Below are 16,899 nucleotides of genomic sequence, written 5' to 3' on the forward strand. Positions count from 1 at the left end.
ACTATTCTAGGCCGTTCATAAAAGATACGCCATGCATTAAGGGCTCAATTTGCAAATATTCCGCGATGCTTTGGCCAATATCCGCAAAACTATCGCGACGTCCGATAAAACAACTACCTAATTTTGGGCCAAAAGCCAAAACGGGGATATGTTCCCTTGTATGATCTGAGCCCGGAAACGTAGGATCACAACCATGGTCGGCAGCTATGACAACCACATCACGAGGTTCCAATTGTTCTATCAGCTCTGGTAAACGCTGATCAAATTGTTCTAGCGCATGAGCATACCCGCTCACATCGCGCCGATGACCATAAGAAGAGTCAAAATCAACAAAATTGGTAAAGACCAAGCTACCCGCTGGCGCTGTTTTCATTGCCGCTAAAGTAGCATCAAATAAGGCTTGATTACCATCTGCTTTAATTGTCTGCGTCAACCCCTGATGAGCAAAGATATCGGCAATTTTACCAATAGCAATGACTTCTCGCCCTGCCTTTTTTAAAGCATCTAAAAGTGTCGGTGCAGGCGGCAAAGTTGCATAATCACGGCGATTACCCGTACGGGAAAATCCACCAGGTCTACCAATAAAAGGCCGGGCAATAACCCGTCCTATCTGATAATCATCGACTAGTTGACGCGCAATTTCACATACTTCATATAAACGCGCCAAACCAAAACTTTCTTCATGGGCCGCAATTTGAAACACACTATCAGCCGACGTGTAAACGATTGGTTTACCGGTCTTAATATGCTCTTCACCCAGCTCATCAATAATTGTGGTGCCCGAAGCATGTTTCTGCCCCAATACACCAGGTAAACCTGCTTTTTTTATCAATTCATTAATTAGTTTTTGCGGAAAACAGGGCTGTTCAGCGGGAAAATAACCCCACTCAAAGGTCACTGGCACTCCAGCCAACTCCCAATGGCCACTTGGTGTGTCCTTGCCCAGGCTTTGCTCCACAGCATAACCGTAATATCCCTTTGGAGTAGCAAGCGTTGATAAATCTAGTAAAGGAAGACCTGAACTGGCTACAGTTGCATGATACAAACCCAGGCTTGCTAAATTAGGGAGATGTAATGGCCCCTGACGCACTCCGTCTTTATTAGCAAGTCCTTCACTGCAAGTCTGATAAATGTGAGCAAAGGTATTAGCTCCCTCATCACCATAACGGTGCGCATCAAGACTTGCGCCAATTCCCAAGGAATCCATTAATAAAATACAAACACGCCCAAGCATCCTTATACCTCTTTTTGTCGACAGTGGGTTTCTTTTAAACCAAATAAGACAAACAGAGCCAGAATTAAGCCTAGCGGTAAAATCATTGCAGCATATTGGTAATCGCCCAATGAATACACAGGAACACCATCCAGCATTTTCATCTCGCCATGATGCATCAATAAAATACTAAATAAATTCTGATAAATGATATAACCGCCTTGAGTCAATATGGAAACCACACTGACTGCCGTGGCAGTTATTAATGGAGAACTGCTTTCAGCAACCAGTGCATAACTTATTACCTGGGCAGCTGTAAAAAAACCCAAGAGAAAAAATAACACTTTCATGACAGGTAAAGAAACAGGCACAAACAATACTACAAGCATGGTTACCAAAGAGGCCCATACGCCAACCTTCATTGGTAATACACGTAAACCCAGTTTATCTGAACACCAGCCAATTAATGGCCCACCAATAATTGCCCCAAGAAATAACATGGAATTAACCACTGCCGCATCTTCTTTGGTGACGCCCATTCTCTGGACTAGATAGAGTGAACCCATCATAGCACCAAACACAGCAATAGCCATGTTCATAAGGCTAGTATAGAGTGCAGCCCTTAAGGTTTGTGGATTAAGATAAGCTTTTTTAGCCGTAACAAGCAAACTGACTTTTTGCCCCGCTTTGTGGCCTGGATCCTGCGCTTTGTCAATAATTGCAAACGACATGAAAACCAACATGGCCGTACCAAGCCAGCCTACTTGTATCAAAGCATCCCGCCAACCAATCTGGGCGACTAATTTGGTCAAAGGATATTGCGCCAACATACCACCGGTCATTGCCATGGTGACAATTACACCGGCAACCATTGCCATACGTTGGGGTGGAAACCAGCGGGAAGCCAAACGAACTGGCCCCAGAAAACAAAATGCGCTGCCAATACCAGTAACAAAACGACAAAACAACGCCAAATAAAAGGAATGTGCATGAGCAAGGATGAAGGTGCTTAACACACAAAGCAGCATTGCCACCAGAATAGTTTTTTTAGTTGAAAATCGATCGAGGACAATACCTGCTACAAACAGGAAGAGAACATTTGAAAGATAGTATATGCTTGATAAATAAGCCATCTTATCGGCTTGCACATGAAAATCGTACATAATATTATCAGCAATAGATGCAAACATATTGCCTTGAATAAATTCGTAAAAGAAAAACAGTGATGCACTAAAACAAACTAACCATGGTAAGAAAGTTGATGCCAATCTCTCACTTCCTTTGAATTCTTCCACCATCTGCATAAAAACTCCTCAATCCAAACGTTTGCAGTAAGTCTCACGAGTCATCAAAACCGCCAGTAAAGCTGCTACAGCGGTTAGAGGAAATATCCACATCGCATATTGAAAGTCAGCTACTGTATATTGTTGTGCTGAAGCAATAGCATGGTGTTGCATTAATACACCAAATATTACTTGCCCCACACCGCCTCCGCCCATGATAAGAACTGAAGCGATACCAGTTGCCGTACCTGTATTTTTGGTTGAATTACTTTCAGCAATTAGGGGATAACTAATCACTTGAGTGCTTGTGAATAAACCCAACATGAAAAACAGGATACTTAATTGGAGCTGCGATAAAGCAAGATCCATAAATAAAGGCAGTACAGCTAATAAGGTTGCCAGGGCACCAATGATCATTAAGGGTTTGCGACGTCCCTGGCTATCCGAAAGCCAGCCCACCAAGGGGCACCCAAGAATGCTCCCCATAAAGATGAGGCTAACAACATTAGAGGCATCCATTTCAGATAAATGGTGCACAACTTGCAAATAACTAGCTCCCCACAAAGCACAAAGCACCATGATAGGTAAATTCAAAAAAGAGGTATAAAAACCAGCAAGCCAGTTTTGGCGATTAGCCAGCGACTGCAGAAAACCCGGAAGAAGGGCTGCTTGCTCTGACGTATGACGCATTGAGACGATATAGGGCTTATCTTCAACTATTTTATAAATCCACAGCAACAAAATCACGCCTACTGCCCCGTCAATCAACAAAGAATTTCTCCACCCATAGTACTCATTAAGATGAGCAAAAGGAGTATGTGCCATCATCCCACCCAAAAAGGCCATTGTTACTAAGGAACCGATAACCAAGGCTTGACGGCGTGGTGGAAACCAATTCGAGACTAATACCACACAGGATAAAAAACAGAATGCATTACCAATCCCTGATAAAAAATGAAAAAAACAAGCTAAAGCAAAGGAGTGAGTCAGTGCAAATCCGAACGTACCAATCACACAAATGAACATGGCACTAAGAATTACCTGGCGGGTAGAAAAACGATCCAGAATGATGCCTGCGGGTAACAGAAATAAAATATCTGCCCACAAATAAGTACTCGACATCCAGCTAAGCTGAGCAGCATTTAAGTGAAAATCATCGCGTAAGGGTTGGTTAATTACATCAAAGATATTAAGTTGAAAAAATTCGTAAAAGAAAAATAATCCTGCTGACAGGCAGACCATCCAAGCCATTAAGTCACCACGAGGCAAAGTTACGCCCGAATCCACTGCGACTGAATCAGACAAGATCACTCCTTAGCAAGGGTTGCAAAATTTGCGGCGAATTGTATCAAAAATCACATTGGATTGGTATCTTTATTGAACAATTTTTTCTTGCCAGGCAATACACCGACTTCCCCAGTTTTAAAATGCCGCCGGCAAGTAGAAACATAAAGTCCATCTCCGCCAATAACTACCTGCTCCCCCTCTGAAATCACTTCACCTGCTTCACCAAGACGCAAATTCATGATTGCCTTACGCCCGCAATGACAAATTGTTTTAAGCTCGATTAATTCATCGGCCCAGGCAAGTAAATATTGGCTCCCCTCAAATAACTCCCCTCTGAAATCAGTTCGTAAACCATAGGCTAAAACTGGAATCTGTAATTGATCAGTAATTTCTGTTAGCTGACTAACCTGCTTACGGGTTAGAAATTGCGCTTCATCAATCAGTACACAAGCATAGCGTTGCCCTTGTTGCAGGCGAGAACTGACTTGTTTATACAAATCATCTTCATTGTCAAAAATTAAGGCTTGCTCTGCTAAACCAATTCGGGAATGAATAACTCCTTGCTGATATCGAGTATCAATAGCCGGTGTATATAGTAAGGTTTGCATGCCACGCTCACGATAATTATGGCTGGATTGCAGTAAAACCGTGCTTTTACCTGCATTCATAGCCGCAAAATAGAAATAAAGCTTTGCCATAAAAACGATAACCTAATTAAAAGTTCACGTACTCTACTATGGATTAGCTAAAGAAAATAGAATCGGGACTTACGAAAAACGTCGAGGTCGAGGCAAAATTGATTTTAATGAGGGAGTTTAGCCTCACTAAATGACCCAATTAAAAGCAAATTTAACGAAGAGATCGGCGTTTGCGTAGTATCAGGACTTACGAAAAACGTCGCGGCTGAGGCAAAATTGGATTTTAATGAGCGAGTTTAGCCTCACTAAATGACCCAATTAAAAGCAAATTTTAACGAAGAGATCGGCGTTTGCGTAGTATCAGGACTTACGAAAAACGTCGAGGTTGAGGCAAAATTGGATTTTAATGAGGGAGTTTAGCCTACCTAAATGACCGAATTGAAATCAAATTTTAACGAAGAGATCGACGTTTTTCGTAAGTCCTTTGCAAATTAGATCGACTGAGCCTATATTAGCAGCGACTCAAGCTCATGCTAAGGATAATTCTATGATTCCAGTACAAGGATATGCTGCCCCAAAGGCAAAAGCGCCTCTTGCTCCTTACTCTTTTAAACGCAGAGATGTAGGCGAGCATGATGTTTTGATTGATATCCGTTATTGTGGTATTTGCCATTCCGATATTCACCAGGCACGCGATGAATGGGGTGGAGCGCTTTTTCCTATGGTACCTGGCCATGAAATTGTTGGTGTCGTCAGTAAAATTGGCGGGAAAGTAAAAAAATTTAAAGAGGGAGACCCCGTTGGAGTTGGCTGTTTCGTAGACTCCTGCCGACGTTGTGAAAGCTGCCGGGAAGGGTTAGAACAATATTGTTATGAGGGGATGACCACCACCTATAACGGTATGGAACGTAGTGGTAAGCAACTCACCCAGGGCGGGTATTCAACCAAGATTGTGGTGAACGAAAATTATGTCCTTCATATTCCCGACAATTTGCCTCTCGATGCAACAGCACCTCTTTTGTGCGCCGGGATTACTCTCTACTCGCCATTAAAACATTGGAAAGCCGGCCCAGGAAAAAAAGTGGCTATTGTTGGTTTGGGTGGTTTGGGGCATATGGGTGTCAAGCTTGCCCATGCGTTAGGAGCAGAGGTCACTGTGCTCAGTCATTCATCTGCCAAAGAAGCTGACAGCAAGCGCCTGGGTGCTGATTATTTTTATGCAACCTCAATGGCGTCGACTTTCGTCAAATTAAGCGCCAGTTTTGATCTTATTATATGTACTGTTTCGACAGGCATTGATTGGAATCAATACTTAAGATTACTTAAACGCGAAGGAACCATGGTCGTCTTGGGAGTTCCTGAAAAAAATGTTCCGGTTGGTGCATTTTCGCTGGTTAGCGGGCGTCGCAGCCTTGCCGGTTCCTTGATTGGCGGGATTAAAGAAACCCAGGAAATGCTTGATTTCTGTGGTAAGCATAACATCACATCGGAGATTGAGTTAATTTCCATTCAACAAGTCAATGAAGCCTATGAACGCGTTTTAAAAAGCGATGTCCGCTATCGTTTTGTCATTGACCTAGCCTCGTTGAAATAAATAGTGAGCCCGGCTATCGGGCTCATCAAAAAACTGCCCTCAGTTCAAGTGGACTTCACCAATCAATATGCCTATAATTTGGGCAATTATTAATTGTTGTAGCGCTGTAAATTGTGAGAGTTTTATTTATTAACTTGTCTGACCCCGGGACATTAGGGAAAAAATCGGGTGAAGCTTTAAAAAAAAACATAAACCCTCTTTCTTTGCCAAAGATAAAAGTAGCAAAGTAACCGTATTAAACCTGATGACTTGCGCGTTGCAATTTGCCGACTCAGGAACGATCACTTTAGATCAGCAGACCTCAAAAATTCTTCAGGACTGGTTAAGCAAGAGAAAAAAGAACTATAAAATTATTATTGCCGCGCACGGTAAAGTCGATGATACCGATTACTGTTACGCCGAATCAGATCCTGAAGAGCTTTTCAAAACCCATAAATTACTCAATTATGCTCAGCTCGCTGCATTCGTAAAAAGTCTCCTTGTCATGAAAGGTCAAAAAATGCCTTTCAATATGACTTTGAGTATTTGTTATAGTGCCCGCAGTCAAGAGCATGGGAAAGACCATATTCGCCAACTTGCAGAAATTGATATACGAACCAGTTTTGCAGCAAAATTTTATGCTCTCCTGGTTACTGAGTGCAACCTGCGTCTAAAAGCAGTTACGGGTTCCGTCGAATTTGATGAGATAACCGGCTCTTTACTCGTCGAAAGTGAAGAAGCCATCGAGGTAATGGAGCGTTATGATAGTTGCCTTAGAGAACTTAAACGTTTTGAACAAAAAACAGTCCAACCGCTGATGACAGCGTTTATCGATACCAATGGCTATGACGCCTGGGAAATTTATTTGCGCGATAATGATTATAAAAAGCAGGACACCCCTTTAGATAAGGTCTGGACGCTATTTATTGCTATACAGGACAAATATGAAGAATTGCGCAAGGTAAAAACTCAATTAAGTCAAAAACATTATGGGCAAATCGTGTTTCATTATGATACACAAAGGGATACAGTGACTATTTCGTTAAAGCACAAAGAAAAACAAACCACCCTTAAAGTAATAAAACGGGATGATTTTGTTGCTTATTATAGCCCTGCTGACCAACAAGAGTTACTGCACGGCAAAAAACCATCGCCTGCGAAAGCTATTTCAGACGAGATAGACTCAATGTTCTCAAACCATAAGGCATAACAGTACTCCTTTTGACAATGATTGGCTAATTGCTTACTTTTAAAGACTACCCTCCGCAATTGCAAAAGGATTTGGACCGTGAGACTCATAAGTTCGGTAAAAATACCCGCCTTTTTAGCAGGCTTCGTTTTTTCCTTTGCAAGCCTGAATTTCCCTCTAATCGCCGCTGCTACTCCTTCTGACGCTAAAAAACCGATCTTACAAGTCAGGGATAAACCCTTTCAATTGGATAGTCAGGGAAAAACAGTAAACGCTTTTGAAGTCGTATTGATTCAACCTGATGGGACAGAAAGCAAAGAAGGCTATACCGGTGTTAAAGGAGACTGGTTTGATGTCATTGTGGAAAATAAATCCGCAGAGCCGATTACCTTGCATTGGCATGGCTTGATTGTACCTAATGATCAGGATGGCGTTCCTGGGGTCACCCAAACGTTAATACAACCAGGCGAAAAACGGCCTTATAAGTATAAGCTCGTGCAATCGGGCACCTACTGGATGCATTCCCATGAAGGCTTCCAAGAGCAACAGCAATTGTCAGCACCCTTTGTCATTTATGAATCGGAGCAGCAAAAAAATAGCGAACAGGATGTGGTTATGTTTATGAAAGATTTTACTTATCAAGACCCACAAGCCATATTCAACAAACTACGAAATACTAAAATGCCCGCTATGCAAATGGATAACATGCAAAATGGGGCTGGTATGCAAATGATGAAAGGAAGCGCTGATTATAATGATGTCAATTACGATGCGTACATCACGAATAAAAAAACCCTGGCCAAACCAACTATTCGTTATGTCACGCCTGGTCAAGTTAGATTACGTATTATCAATGCAGCCGCTGCCACCAATTTTGTTGTTGATTTAGGAAAATTGCAGGGTTCTTTAGTGGCTGTTGATGGCGCAAAAGTTAAACCGGTTCAAGGTTCTAAATTTCCAATTGGTATTGCTAACCGCCTCGATATCATTGTGAATATCCCCTCCAATGGAGGGGCTTTCCCTATTTTGGGCCAAGCAGAAGGAACCAATAAACAAACAGGCTTAATACTCGCCACCAAAGGTGCGGAAATTCCCCAACTAAGTCCGACTGCCAGTCAAACCATCGGACGAATTCCTTATTATGAATTAGAACAATCACTCAAAGCAGTTGACCCCTTGCCAAAGAAAACAGTCGATATCAGTTTAAATTACAACTTACAGGGAACAATGAACGGTTATCGCTGGATGTTAAATGATGAAAGCTGGCCTAAAATTAATCCGAAAATTGTCAAAAAAGGGCAACGTGTGGAGTTGGTATTTACCAATAAAACTGCCATGTCCCACCCTATGCATTTTCACGGCCACGTTTTTCAAGTGACAGAAATTAATGGGAAGCCCCTCAAAGACGGCGCCAGACGAGATACTGTCCTGGTTCAGCCATTTACTACCGTCAAGGTTCAATTTGATGCTGATAATCCCGGCATCTGGATGAATCATTGCCATAATCTTTATCATATGGCAGGAGGAATGATGACCACGATCGAATTTGCCGGTTATCCCAAACCTGCTTTTTATTTATCTACCATCGGCAAAACCCAATAATGGGCAGAGCAAGCGTATTTTTTGGCGCAAAATAAGACTTGGCTTGGTGCCCTTATTGGATTGATTACTGCCAACGTTCTGTTTAATCTGGCCAGTACCAACCAGGGGCATCTAAAGGATCCTGGCCTTGCAGTTCAGTTTTACCAAGCTGTTTTTCAAGTTTGATCACGTTGCATCCAGGTTGTTCTTGCAAGAGGGTTATCAAACGCTCGGCATGAGAAACCACCCAGATCTGAGTATTGTCTGATGCACGCAAAATCAGTCTTGCCAAAGCAGGTAATAAGTCCGGATGCAGGCTGGTTTCTGGTTCGTTAAGAATCATTAGTGAAGGTGGACGAGGGGTTAGCAGTGCGGCTAACAGTAATACATAACGTAAAGTACCATCCGAAAATTCAGCGCAGGATAGTGGCCTTAACAAACCATGCTGGGAAATAGCTAACGATAAATACCCTTCCCCATGCTGAATAATGATCAACTTTGCCCCGGGAAAGGCATCGCTAAAGGCTTCATCTAAAGCATTACTGTCACCTATTTCTCGTATGGTCTGTAATGCAGCCGCAACATCATGACCATCATGATGAAGCACTGGTGTACGCGTGCCTAATTGCGCCCTGCGGGCAGGCGCATCACGATCAGTACGAAAATGATCATAAAATCTCCAGTTACAAATAAACTCCCGCATATGGATTATTTCCGGTGTATGCTCTAAGGAGCCAATTTGGTTAAAGAGGCTTTCAAAAATATTCAAATGCTGTGAAACAACGTCAAACCGTCGTCCGGCACGGACTTTGACGAGAGGTCCCCGTCTGTCAACCAAAAGACTGGCTGGTCGGTAATAAGGCCCAGCCCATATGCACTCTCTCTTTATTTCTGGATCTAACGAGAACGCCGATGACGAAGGTGCTGGTAAGCCAAGAGAAATAGCATAGCCAAATTCGTCTGTAGCAAATCCCATGCGCATACGCTTTCTTTCTTTACGAGCCTGGCCTTCGACGGCTACCTCTCCTTTTAACATTGCCTTTGAAATGGTTTCGGGACCAGCCCAAAATGTTGAAGATAAGCCTCCCTCCTGGGCCAAAGCCTGCACTACCCCACCCTGTGCTGTTTCTGCTAATAAACGCAGCGCACGGTAAATATTTGACTTCCCACTGCCATTTGGACCCGTAATAAGATTAAGCGAACCTAACGGAATAGCTAAATTTAAAACAGAACGGTAGTTATTTATGGCAAGCGTAAAAATCATCAGGATTGGCTAAACACGATCAATTTTTTGCATTGTACAATGCCAACCAGATTGGGCAAACTAGGAAATTGTTATAAAAATTTCTAGCTGCCATTTTTGGAGAAAAAAGAATGAAGGTAACTTTAATTGGTTTAGGGAAAATGGGCTCTGTTTTGGCAAAAAGACTTTTAGATGCCAATTTTGAATTAACTGTTTTTAATCGCACCCGGGAAAAAATGCAACCACTCATCACTATGGGTGCCAAAGGAGCAAACAGCTTGGAAGAAGCTGTGACTGGCAAAGAACTCATCATTACCTCTCTTTTGGATGATAATGCCGTACTTCAAACTGTAGATGGCTTTATTCACTTCATGAAACCAGGGGCAATTCACCTGGGGACCTCAACCATTTTACCGGAAACCTCAAAAGAATTGACTGCGTTACATGATAAACATGGACTAATTTATATTGCTGGCAATGTATTAGGAGTCCCTAAAGCTGCCGCAAGAGGCGAACTGACTACTATTGCGGCAGGAAACGCCGAAGCAATCGAACAGTGTCGCCCCGTATTCAATGCCTATTCAATTAAAATTATCAATGCCGGATCAATGCCTTATCAGGCCAATGTCATTAAAATATGTATGAATTATCTCCTCGTTTCAACAATTGAAACCATGGGGGAACTTTATACCTTTGCCGAAAAAAGCCAGGTCGATACAGGCATCCTGAATACTTTATTTCATAGTGTTTTTGCTCATCCAGCCTTTCAACTTTATGTGGATAAAATTAAAGAACGTAATTTTGATGACGTAAATTTTGATTTAAAGGGCGGATTTAAAGACTTGAGTTTATTCCAACAAGCCTTGACCAATGCCCAGGTTGTTCCCCATATTGCCAATATTATTAAAGATAAATTTATTATTGCCCTAGCCCACCACCTGGAAGAGAAAGACTGGAGTGCAGTCACTGAAATTACCCGCCTGCAAGCTAACATTCTTAAATAGTTTCAGTTCATAATCGGGGGCTGTTTACCTTTCGCCAGCTTGAGTAGGATGACTTTATTTTGAGCGAAAAAGCGCGCAGGAAATTAACGTTTTTTTGGCCAAGATAGTAAAAATACCAACAGCCCCTCGCTTGCCGTGCAGAAAATCAAACATGAACTATAATTAGAAGTGCTGTGCACTCTTGATTGAGTCTCCCGACTTTTTTGCCATTTATTACAACAATAAAGAGCAAACTATATTTAGAGATGAAGGATCATCATCATGTTAACGAATAATGAAGTTATTGCTCCCATCTTCAACATCAGCGCAGAAGATGAACAAGATCTTTGGGGAGCCGACAAAACGATCTGGTTTAAAAAATTATCTACCAAAGAGCTACAGGAACTGGTTAATACAGACCATTATGAATTAAAAGATATTGCTCAAGGCGGTATAGGGAATTGTTATTTTTTGGCTGCCCTGAGCGCCATTGTAGACAGGGATCCTGGTTTATTAGAGAACATGATAACCCTGGGCAGAGACAGAGAAGGAAATCTGCGCGTCAATGTGACGCTGTATGCGGAAGATGGTTCACCACGAATTTATTCTATGCCTCCCACAGTGACACGGGGTTATACCGAAGGCACGGTTAATTACCACAAAAAACCCTGGGTCGAGATCCTGGAGAAAGCATACACTTTTCATCGCTTAACCCATTTAAAAAGTAAACCCACCCAGGAAGAATTTGAACGTGCTCAAAGTTTACTAAAGCAAGATGAAAGTGATTGGAGCGAAGACGATACTAAGCTGATCAAACGTTACAGAGAAACCCGCGAATACCTGGCCTCCCTGTCTTCTGGCTCACCTGCTGAAGTATTCAAAACCTTGTTAGGAACATCGGCTACCCGTGAAAAACTAGGGCAACATTCCCTTTTAACCGATGCTTTTTGCTTACTGAACGATGCCTATGATGTAGTAGCCGATGAACGTCAATTGCGAAACTTAAAAATGTCTATTAAAGAATGTTTTCGCAACGCTTTCGGCTTCGAAGAACTTAATAATGACTGGCTAGAACAAAAGGCACTGCAGCTAGTCGCCCATTTTAAAGAGAGAGAACGTCTCAGTCCTAAAAGAAAAATTTATTGTCATGAGTTAGAACCCCTCATCGAATGGCTCGAGGTCTGTATCAATGAACTGAAACAAATGGCTACAGAACAATTACCGGAACAATACCTACTTGGTGAACAAACGTTAAATTCGCTCAAGCTCTTTTTACAACAAGACAATTTCCCTATCAGATCGCCGCTCTCACTGAAAGAATTTCATGTTGTCTTTCTCATTAATAACCTTCTGGCCAATAATCAGTTCATCACGCTTTCAACGGGGCCTCGTAAAGATTATCAAAATCACCCGCTATCCCGCGTTATTGCGATGTCGGAAGATTCTGGTCATAGTTACCAGTGCCTGGGTTTATGGCTGGAAGGGGATGAATTATTTCTCCATCTCCGTAACCCTTGGGGCAAAGGCCAAATCGACTACAAACGTGATATGGTCGGAAACCTATTGCGAAACGAAGACGGGGAATTATTGCCTTTCATTATCCCGGAGAAAAAGAAACACTCTTCTTTCATGAGTTTTTTTGAAGGATTGGTAATCGGCGAAATCGATGACATGGAAGAGCCAGAACGCATGAATTTATTTGTCAATTTAAGCGATGAAAAAATGCAAGAGCAGCAAGAATCTGGCGGGGTTTTCTACCTTAGTTTGCATGATGTTGCACGCTATTTTACGGATGTGGATTTCACCAACGAACCAGAGGGATTTCCGTATTCAGAAACAGCACAACCCAAAATTAGCTTCGAGCAATAAATAAGAGGCCTCTATGCAACACATTGCTCCTTGTCTATGGTTTGATAATCAAGCTGAAGAAGCAGCCCATTTCTATACTTCAATTTTTAAAAACTCAAAAATTTTGCGTCTCAGCTATTATGGGGATGCCGGCGCAGAAGTATCTGGAAAACCCAAAGGCAGCATAATGACTGTTACTTTTCAACTTGAAGGACAACAGTTCATTGCCTTAAATGGGGGGCCTGACTTCAAGTTCTCGCCGGCCATCTCTTTATTCGTCAGTTGTGAGAGCCAGGAGGAAATAGATGATTTATGGAATAACCTGTCTGCGGATGGTGAAACAGTACAATGTGGATGGCTGCAAGATAAGTACGGTATCTCATGGCAAATTGTTCCCACTATCTTAGTGGATTTCTTAAATGATCCCGACACAGAAAAATCAGAACAAGTGATGAAAGCCATGCTTAAAATGAAGAAATTGGACATGCAGGCATTAAAAAAAGCCTATAACCAGTAAGAATAAAAAAAATACTATAATTTAAATAGAATATGTTTCCAAAAAAAACACATTTTGTTAAAAATTTAATAATACCTTAATAAATTTCTGGTAAAACTATGTGGAAGATAAAGTATCAATTTGTTGATAAAGTGTAGCGAGAGCATCATGCCAAAAACGAAAATTGGTCTGAAAAAACAGGCGTTTTTTGATAGAACAGCTAACGACGTTGAAGTTTCTTTTAAAGACTATGAGTTTAATTTAAATCAGCTTAAAACAGAATTTTCATCTCTATTTCAACTCTTTCTTTCCAATAAAGAACGTTTGACATCCAAGAGCGAACTCGTTACTTATCTCGCCGCCGTTTGTAATTTAATGATTGAATACCACAAATTGGATTACGTGGGTGGGGATTTAAAAGATCTCTTAAAAAAGAAAGAGCAACTAGATGACTTTATCGGAAACAATTTCACTAAAGCCGAGCAGGCCAGCATTGCCAAACTCTCTACTTTTGTCGTATCTGGCGCAGTAAGCAACCTTAAAGATTATGCGTCTGCCTTTGTGAGCTCCGCGAAATTACGCGAACATATTTCCACGCTAAACAGCACTCGAACTCATTGGAATTACAGTCGCGCTTTGGCAAGTTCTGCAATTCTCTATCTGCAAAGCATTGGTTTTCCTGAATTTATTAAAAGCTTGAATGCCAAGCTGGGTAATACTTATACCCCAGATGAGTTTGTCAGTTTATTAGATCAATCACGGGAAACATTGCGTGCATTGAGTGTTGGAATCTATGGGCTTCGCCTGGCAATCAACTTGGTCACCATGACTAAGCACATCATAGTAGCTGGAGTAAGTGAGGACTTATCTGCAGAGAAAGTTGCTGTACAGGAAATACAAAAACGCGGTTTCACTATGTTGAATGATGCGGTTTGGGGAACAGTCAATCTGCTGACCAACTATAATGACTATTTTAAAATTTCAACAGCTACAGCATCACAAATCACTGTTGCTTTCCTTGCATTTGATATTGCCTTATTCGTAGCACGTTGGTCTTATGAAGCCTATCAATACCAGAATCGTATCCTGGAGTTAAATGAACAAGCAAAAAGCGCTACACCATTTGAGCAGGAAGTCATTCAGCGCCAAATTGATATATTAAATGATGAATGGGAAGCTCAATGTGCTTACTACCTCTTTAACATTGCCGCAGCGACTATCCTGATTGTAGGTTTTACTGCCAGCCTCACCTTTACTGGCCCTGCTGCTGTAGCTGGTCTGGCCCTATTCAGTATGCTGGGTAATGCCATGTATAACAGTGCTGATGAATATAAGAAATATCAACAAGCCTCTATTGCAGTACAACGTGAGAGTGGGAATGACGTTAGTGGTGATGATCTGCAACACCACCAAAAATTAATCAAAGAACTGAACGAGGACGCCAGTCAAGCTTATACCAATTTTTGGAAAACCCTGGCCTTTAATACGGGTGGAACTGCCTTCATCATTACAGCTGCCGTCATTTCCTGGCCTGTAGCCCTTGGCTTAACGCTCGGATACGGAGCTTATCGCTTGAATAATAATTATCAAAGCCAATTAGGTGGCAGCGATAAAAAACAGGAAGAACCACGCGATATATATCGTCTGTTTACTCCACAGGGGAGTCAAGGGACTGTTCCTTCGACCAACGATAATCCACCAGTTGTCGTACCTGCAACCAAGCCCATCTAAACAACATTGCGAAGACTTAACAGGGTTAGGCTACAACCTAACCCTGCTGATTACGAGCCTTGTCAGTGAACCAATGCACTCTCCACCATAACATGGTTCGAAACACCGGTTTTCATAAATGTAGTTCGGCCCGAAAGCCAAACATTGCTGACCTGTCATTGGAAAAGGGCATTGGGCAAGCGTCCAACCTGCTGCTCAGAGACATCAAGGGAATCAACGATTTCCTTGATGCTCCTGCCAAACGCGGAGAGAGACAGACCTTCCTTTTCACGCTCGCGATGCGACCTAAAAATTTAATCATGTCAGGGAATCACTACAGACGCCCATCAAACGATAAACAGAGCACAACCGGCATCGACAGCTAGCTAATCTATTTTCGGAAATTTAATAATGAAGTGAGTATACTTGCCAAGTTCTCCCTGACAATCAATAGAACCACCGGCTGCTTCTACCAGCTGCTTGCTACAAGCCAATCCTATTCCAGTCCCACCTTTTCTTTCAGAATAAAACGGTTCAAAGATGATTTTTGTTTTTTGGGGAGAAATTCCTTTGGCAGTATCCCTAATGTGCAAATAATTAAAATCATCATCCTTACTTCCTTCTGCGACCCAAATCGATATTTCTCCCTTACCGACTTCTTCAATTAGCTCAAAACCATTCTTTAATAGATTCCAGAGCAGATTCCTGAAAACCACATCAGCAACCCACACCGAGTAATCGCAGGCCAGATCCAGCTGAATAAGCGCCTCTTGACCTTTTTTAAATGGGTATTCTTCCAAAGCCTGTTTAAGTAATTCTTTAATGGGATAAATAACAAATTTGCGCGTATCAAACCTGCCACACTGAATATTATTTAATTGAATACCAATAAGCTGATTGATACTCTCAATACTACGCCCAATGATATGAACCCCATCACTTAAGCGTTTTTTCACGTCGGGGTTTTTAATTTTTTCAATTTCCCCTTCTTGCAGTTGGGCCTGTAAATAGATGCTTGCTAAAGGTGTGCGCAAGTCATGAGCCAAACTCCCTGCTAACAGACGAATTCCAGAAATCCTGGCATGAATTAATTCCCGCTCCCTGGCAAACAAGGTACCGATCACAATTGCCGTAACAAAAGTCATGGCCAACTCAAAGAAAGAAGGATTATTAGAAACATAATGGATTGAGCTGTGAGAGCCGCATAAATAACAAAAAGACGCTAACCCACTACCAAGTAGTAGCAGAACAAGTGAATCCAAGGCGCTTGCGACAAGAAAAAGGAAAAAGGTGGCAGAGATACAATTCATTAGCCAGAATGTTGCGCCATGGTTAAGTAAGGTCAAATAGGTAAAAAAGAATGGCAGACAAAAAACCAGGGTCAAATACCAGACGATAGGGAGAGATTTCTGGCATTGTATTGGCCAAAATTTATGCAGAGATAGGATTGAACAAAGACCTGTTGCGATAAATCTCAGTATAATTTCTTGATTTGAAATAGGGTTTTCGACGTGCTCCAGCAACCCAAACAGTGGAAAGTTAATCATCATGACGAGACCAAACAAACTGATTTGATGGCTAGATTCAACTGCTTTATCTTTAAAATAACTATATGAAGGATAGGCCATTTACACTCCTCAAAAGCTGATAGTTACTTGATCGAATTGATTTCTATTAATCAGAAGTAAATGGCAACATCGCTCCTGATTATCAAAAACTCGGCAAATTGGTTGCCAGGCTTTCTCATTACCTGAGAAAATAGTACTTAATTTGAACAAAAAAGACTAGGGGGACAAACTCCCCTAGATATGTTCAAAAATAGATCATTTTGATATAATGAGGCTAGCTCCTATCT

The 16,899-nt window shown here is 41.7% G+C and carries 13 protein-coding genes; 7 read left to right on the forward strand and 6 right to left on the reverse strand.

Annotation, left to right across the window (positions count from 1 at the left end):
• Position 1 precedes the first annotated feature (1 nt).
• Genes Lfee_RS14075 through Lfee_RS14090 form a run of 4 tightly spaced genes read right to left on the reverse strand, consistent with a single transcriptional unit; the run spans position 2 to position 4,481 of the window.
• Complete coding sequence (locus tag Lfee_RS14075) at positions 2–1,234, reverse strand: phosphopentomutase (RefSeq protein WP_058447621.1); 1,233 nt, start codon at positions 1,232–1,234, stop codon at positions 2–4.
• A gap of 2 nt (positions 1,235–1,236) precedes the next feature.
• The gene (locus Lfee_RS14080; protein ID WP_058447622.1) at positions 1,237–2,517 is read right to left on the reverse strand and encodes an MFS transporter; all 1,281 of its coding nucleotides are present in this window, start codon (positions 2,515–2,517) and stop codon (positions 1,237–1,239) included.
• 9 nt (positions 2,518–2,526) lie between these two features.
• The gene (locus Lfee_RS14085; protein WP_058447623.1) at positions 2,527–3,801 is read right to left on the reverse strand and encodes an MFS transporter; all 1,275 of its coding nucleotides are present in this window, start codon (positions 3,799–3,801) and stop codon (positions 2,527–2,529) included.
• A 50-nt stretch (positions 3,802–3,851) separates the two neighbouring features.
• A complete protein-coding gene (locus Lfee_RS14090) occupies positions 3,852–4,481 on the reverse strand; it encodes a thymidine kinase (protein WP_058447624.1) in 630 nt (209 codons plus the stop codon).
• 487 nt (positions 4,482–4,968) lie between these two features.
• Here Lfee_RS14090 and Lfee_RS14095 point away from each other — a divergent pair, with 487 nt between their 5' ends.
• From Lfee_RS14095 to Lfee_RS14105, 3 genes are all read left to right on the forward strand, one after another.
• Positions 4,969–6,015 (forward strand): NAD(P)-dependent alcohol dehydrogenase, encoded by a 1,047-nt coding sequence (locus Lfee_RS14095; protein WP_058447625.1) that lies wholly within the window; start codon positions 4,969–4,971, stop codon positions 6,013–6,015.
• 256 nt (positions 6,016–6,271) lie between these two features.
• Complete coding sequence (locus Lfee_RS14100; protein WP_146751420.1) at positions 6,272–7,204, forward strand: hypothetical protein; 933 nt, start codon at positions 6,272–6,274, stop codon at positions 7,202–7,204.
• A 78-nt stretch (positions 7,205–7,282) separates the two neighbouring features.
• Complete coding sequence (locus tag Lfee_RS14105) at positions 7,283–8,785, forward strand: multicopper oxidase family protein (RefSeq protein WP_058447627.1); 1,503 nt, start codon at positions 7,283–7,285, stop codon at positions 8,783–8,785.
• Positions 8,786–8,867: 82 nt separating this feature from the next.
• Here the strand turns inward: Lfee_RS14105 and Lfee_RS14110 are convergent, their stop codons facing one another.
• Entirely contained in the window at positions 8,868–10,028 is a 1,161-nt protein-coding gene (locus tag Lfee_RS14110; RefSeq protein WP_058447628.1) for an AAA family ATPase, read from the reverse strand.
• Positions 10,029–10,138: 110 nt separating this feature from the next.
• Between Lfee_RS14110 and Lfee_RS14115 the strand changes: the two genes are divergently transcribed.
• The 4 genes from Lfee_RS14115 (at position 10,139) to Lfee_RS14130 (ending at position 15,065) form a co-directional block, all read left to right on the forward strand.
• Positions 10,139–11,011, forward strand: a complete 873-nt coding sequence (locus Lfee_RS14115; RefSeq protein WP_058447629.1) for an NAD(P)-dependent oxidoreductase — start codon at positions 10,139–10,141, stop codon at positions 11,009–11,011.
• Positions 11,012–11,272: 261 nt separating this feature from the next.
• Positions 11,273–12,859 (forward strand): C2 family cysteine protease, encoded by a 1,587-nt coding sequence (locus Lfee_RS14120; protein ID WP_058447630.1) that lies wholly within the window; start codon positions 11,273–11,275, stop codon positions 12,857–12,859.
• 13 nt (positions 12,860–12,872) lie between these two features.
• Entirely contained in the window at positions 12,873–13,355 is a 483-nt protein-coding gene (locus Lfee_RS14125; protein WP_058447631.1) for a VOC family protein, read from the forward strand.
• Between the two features lie 147 nt (positions 13,356–13,502).
• The gene (locus Lfee_RS14130; protein WP_058447632.1) at positions 13,503–15,065 is read left to right on the forward strand and encodes a hypothetical protein; all 1,563 of its coding nucleotides are present in this window, start codon (positions 13,503–13,505) and stop codon (positions 15,063–15,065) included.
• A 365-nt stretch (positions 15,066–15,430) separates the two neighbouring features.
• Here the strand turns inward: Lfee_RS14130 and Lfee_RS14140 are convergent, their stop codons facing one another.
• A complete protein-coding gene (locus tag Lfee_RS14140; RefSeq protein ID WP_058447634.1) occupies positions 15,431–16,672 on the reverse strand; it encodes a sensor histidine kinase in 1,242 nt (413 codons plus the stop codon).
• Positions 16,673–16,899: the final 227 nt, after the last annotated feature.

This window comes from Legionella feeleii (assembly GCF_001467625.1).
GTDB classification, from domain to species: Bacteria; Pseudomonadota; Gammaproteobacteria; order Legionellales; family Legionellaceae; genus Tatlockia; species Tatlockia feeleii.

Coding starts and splice junctions, on each gene's coding strand:
- Lfee_RS14075 (WP_058447621.1), bottom strand. CDS start 1,234: ATGCTTGGGCGTGTTTGTATTTTATTAATGGATTCCTTGGGAATTGGC.
- Lfee_RS14120 (WP_058447630.1), top strand. CDS start 11,273: ATGTTAACGAATAATGAAGTTATTGCTCCCATCTTCAACATCAGCGCA.
- Lfee_RS14125 (WP_058447631.1), top strand. CDS start 12,873: ATGCAACACATTGCTCCTTGTCTATGGTTTGATAATCAAGCTGAAGAA.
- Lfee_RS14115 (WP_058447629.1), top strand. CDS start 10,139: ATGAAGGTAACTTTAATTGGTTTAGGGAAAATGGGCTCTGTTTTGGCA.
- Lfee_RS14080 (WP_058447622.1), bottom strand. CDS start 2,517: ATGCAGATGGTGGAAGAATTCAAAGGAAGTGAGAGATTGGCATCAACT.
- Lfee_RS14095 (WP_058447625.1), top strand. CDS start 4,969: ATGATTCCAGTACAAGGATATGCTGCCCCAAAGGCAAAAGCGCCTCTT.
- Lfee_RS14140 (WP_058447634.1), bottom strand. CDS start 16,672: ATGGCCTATCCTTCATATAGTTATTTTAAAGATAAAGCAGTTGAATCT.
- Lfee_RS14110 (WP_058447628.1), bottom strand. CDS start 10,028: ATGATTTTTACGCTTGCCATAAATAACTACCGTTCTGTTTTAAATTTA.
- Lfee_RS14130 (WP_058447632.1), top strand. CDS start 13,503: ATGCCAAAAACGAAAATTGGTCTGAAAAAACAGGCGTTTTTTGATAGA.
- Lfee_RS14090 (WP_058447624.1), bottom strand. CDS start 4,481: ATGGCAAAGCTTTATTTCTATTTTGCGGCTATGAATGCAGGTAAAAGC.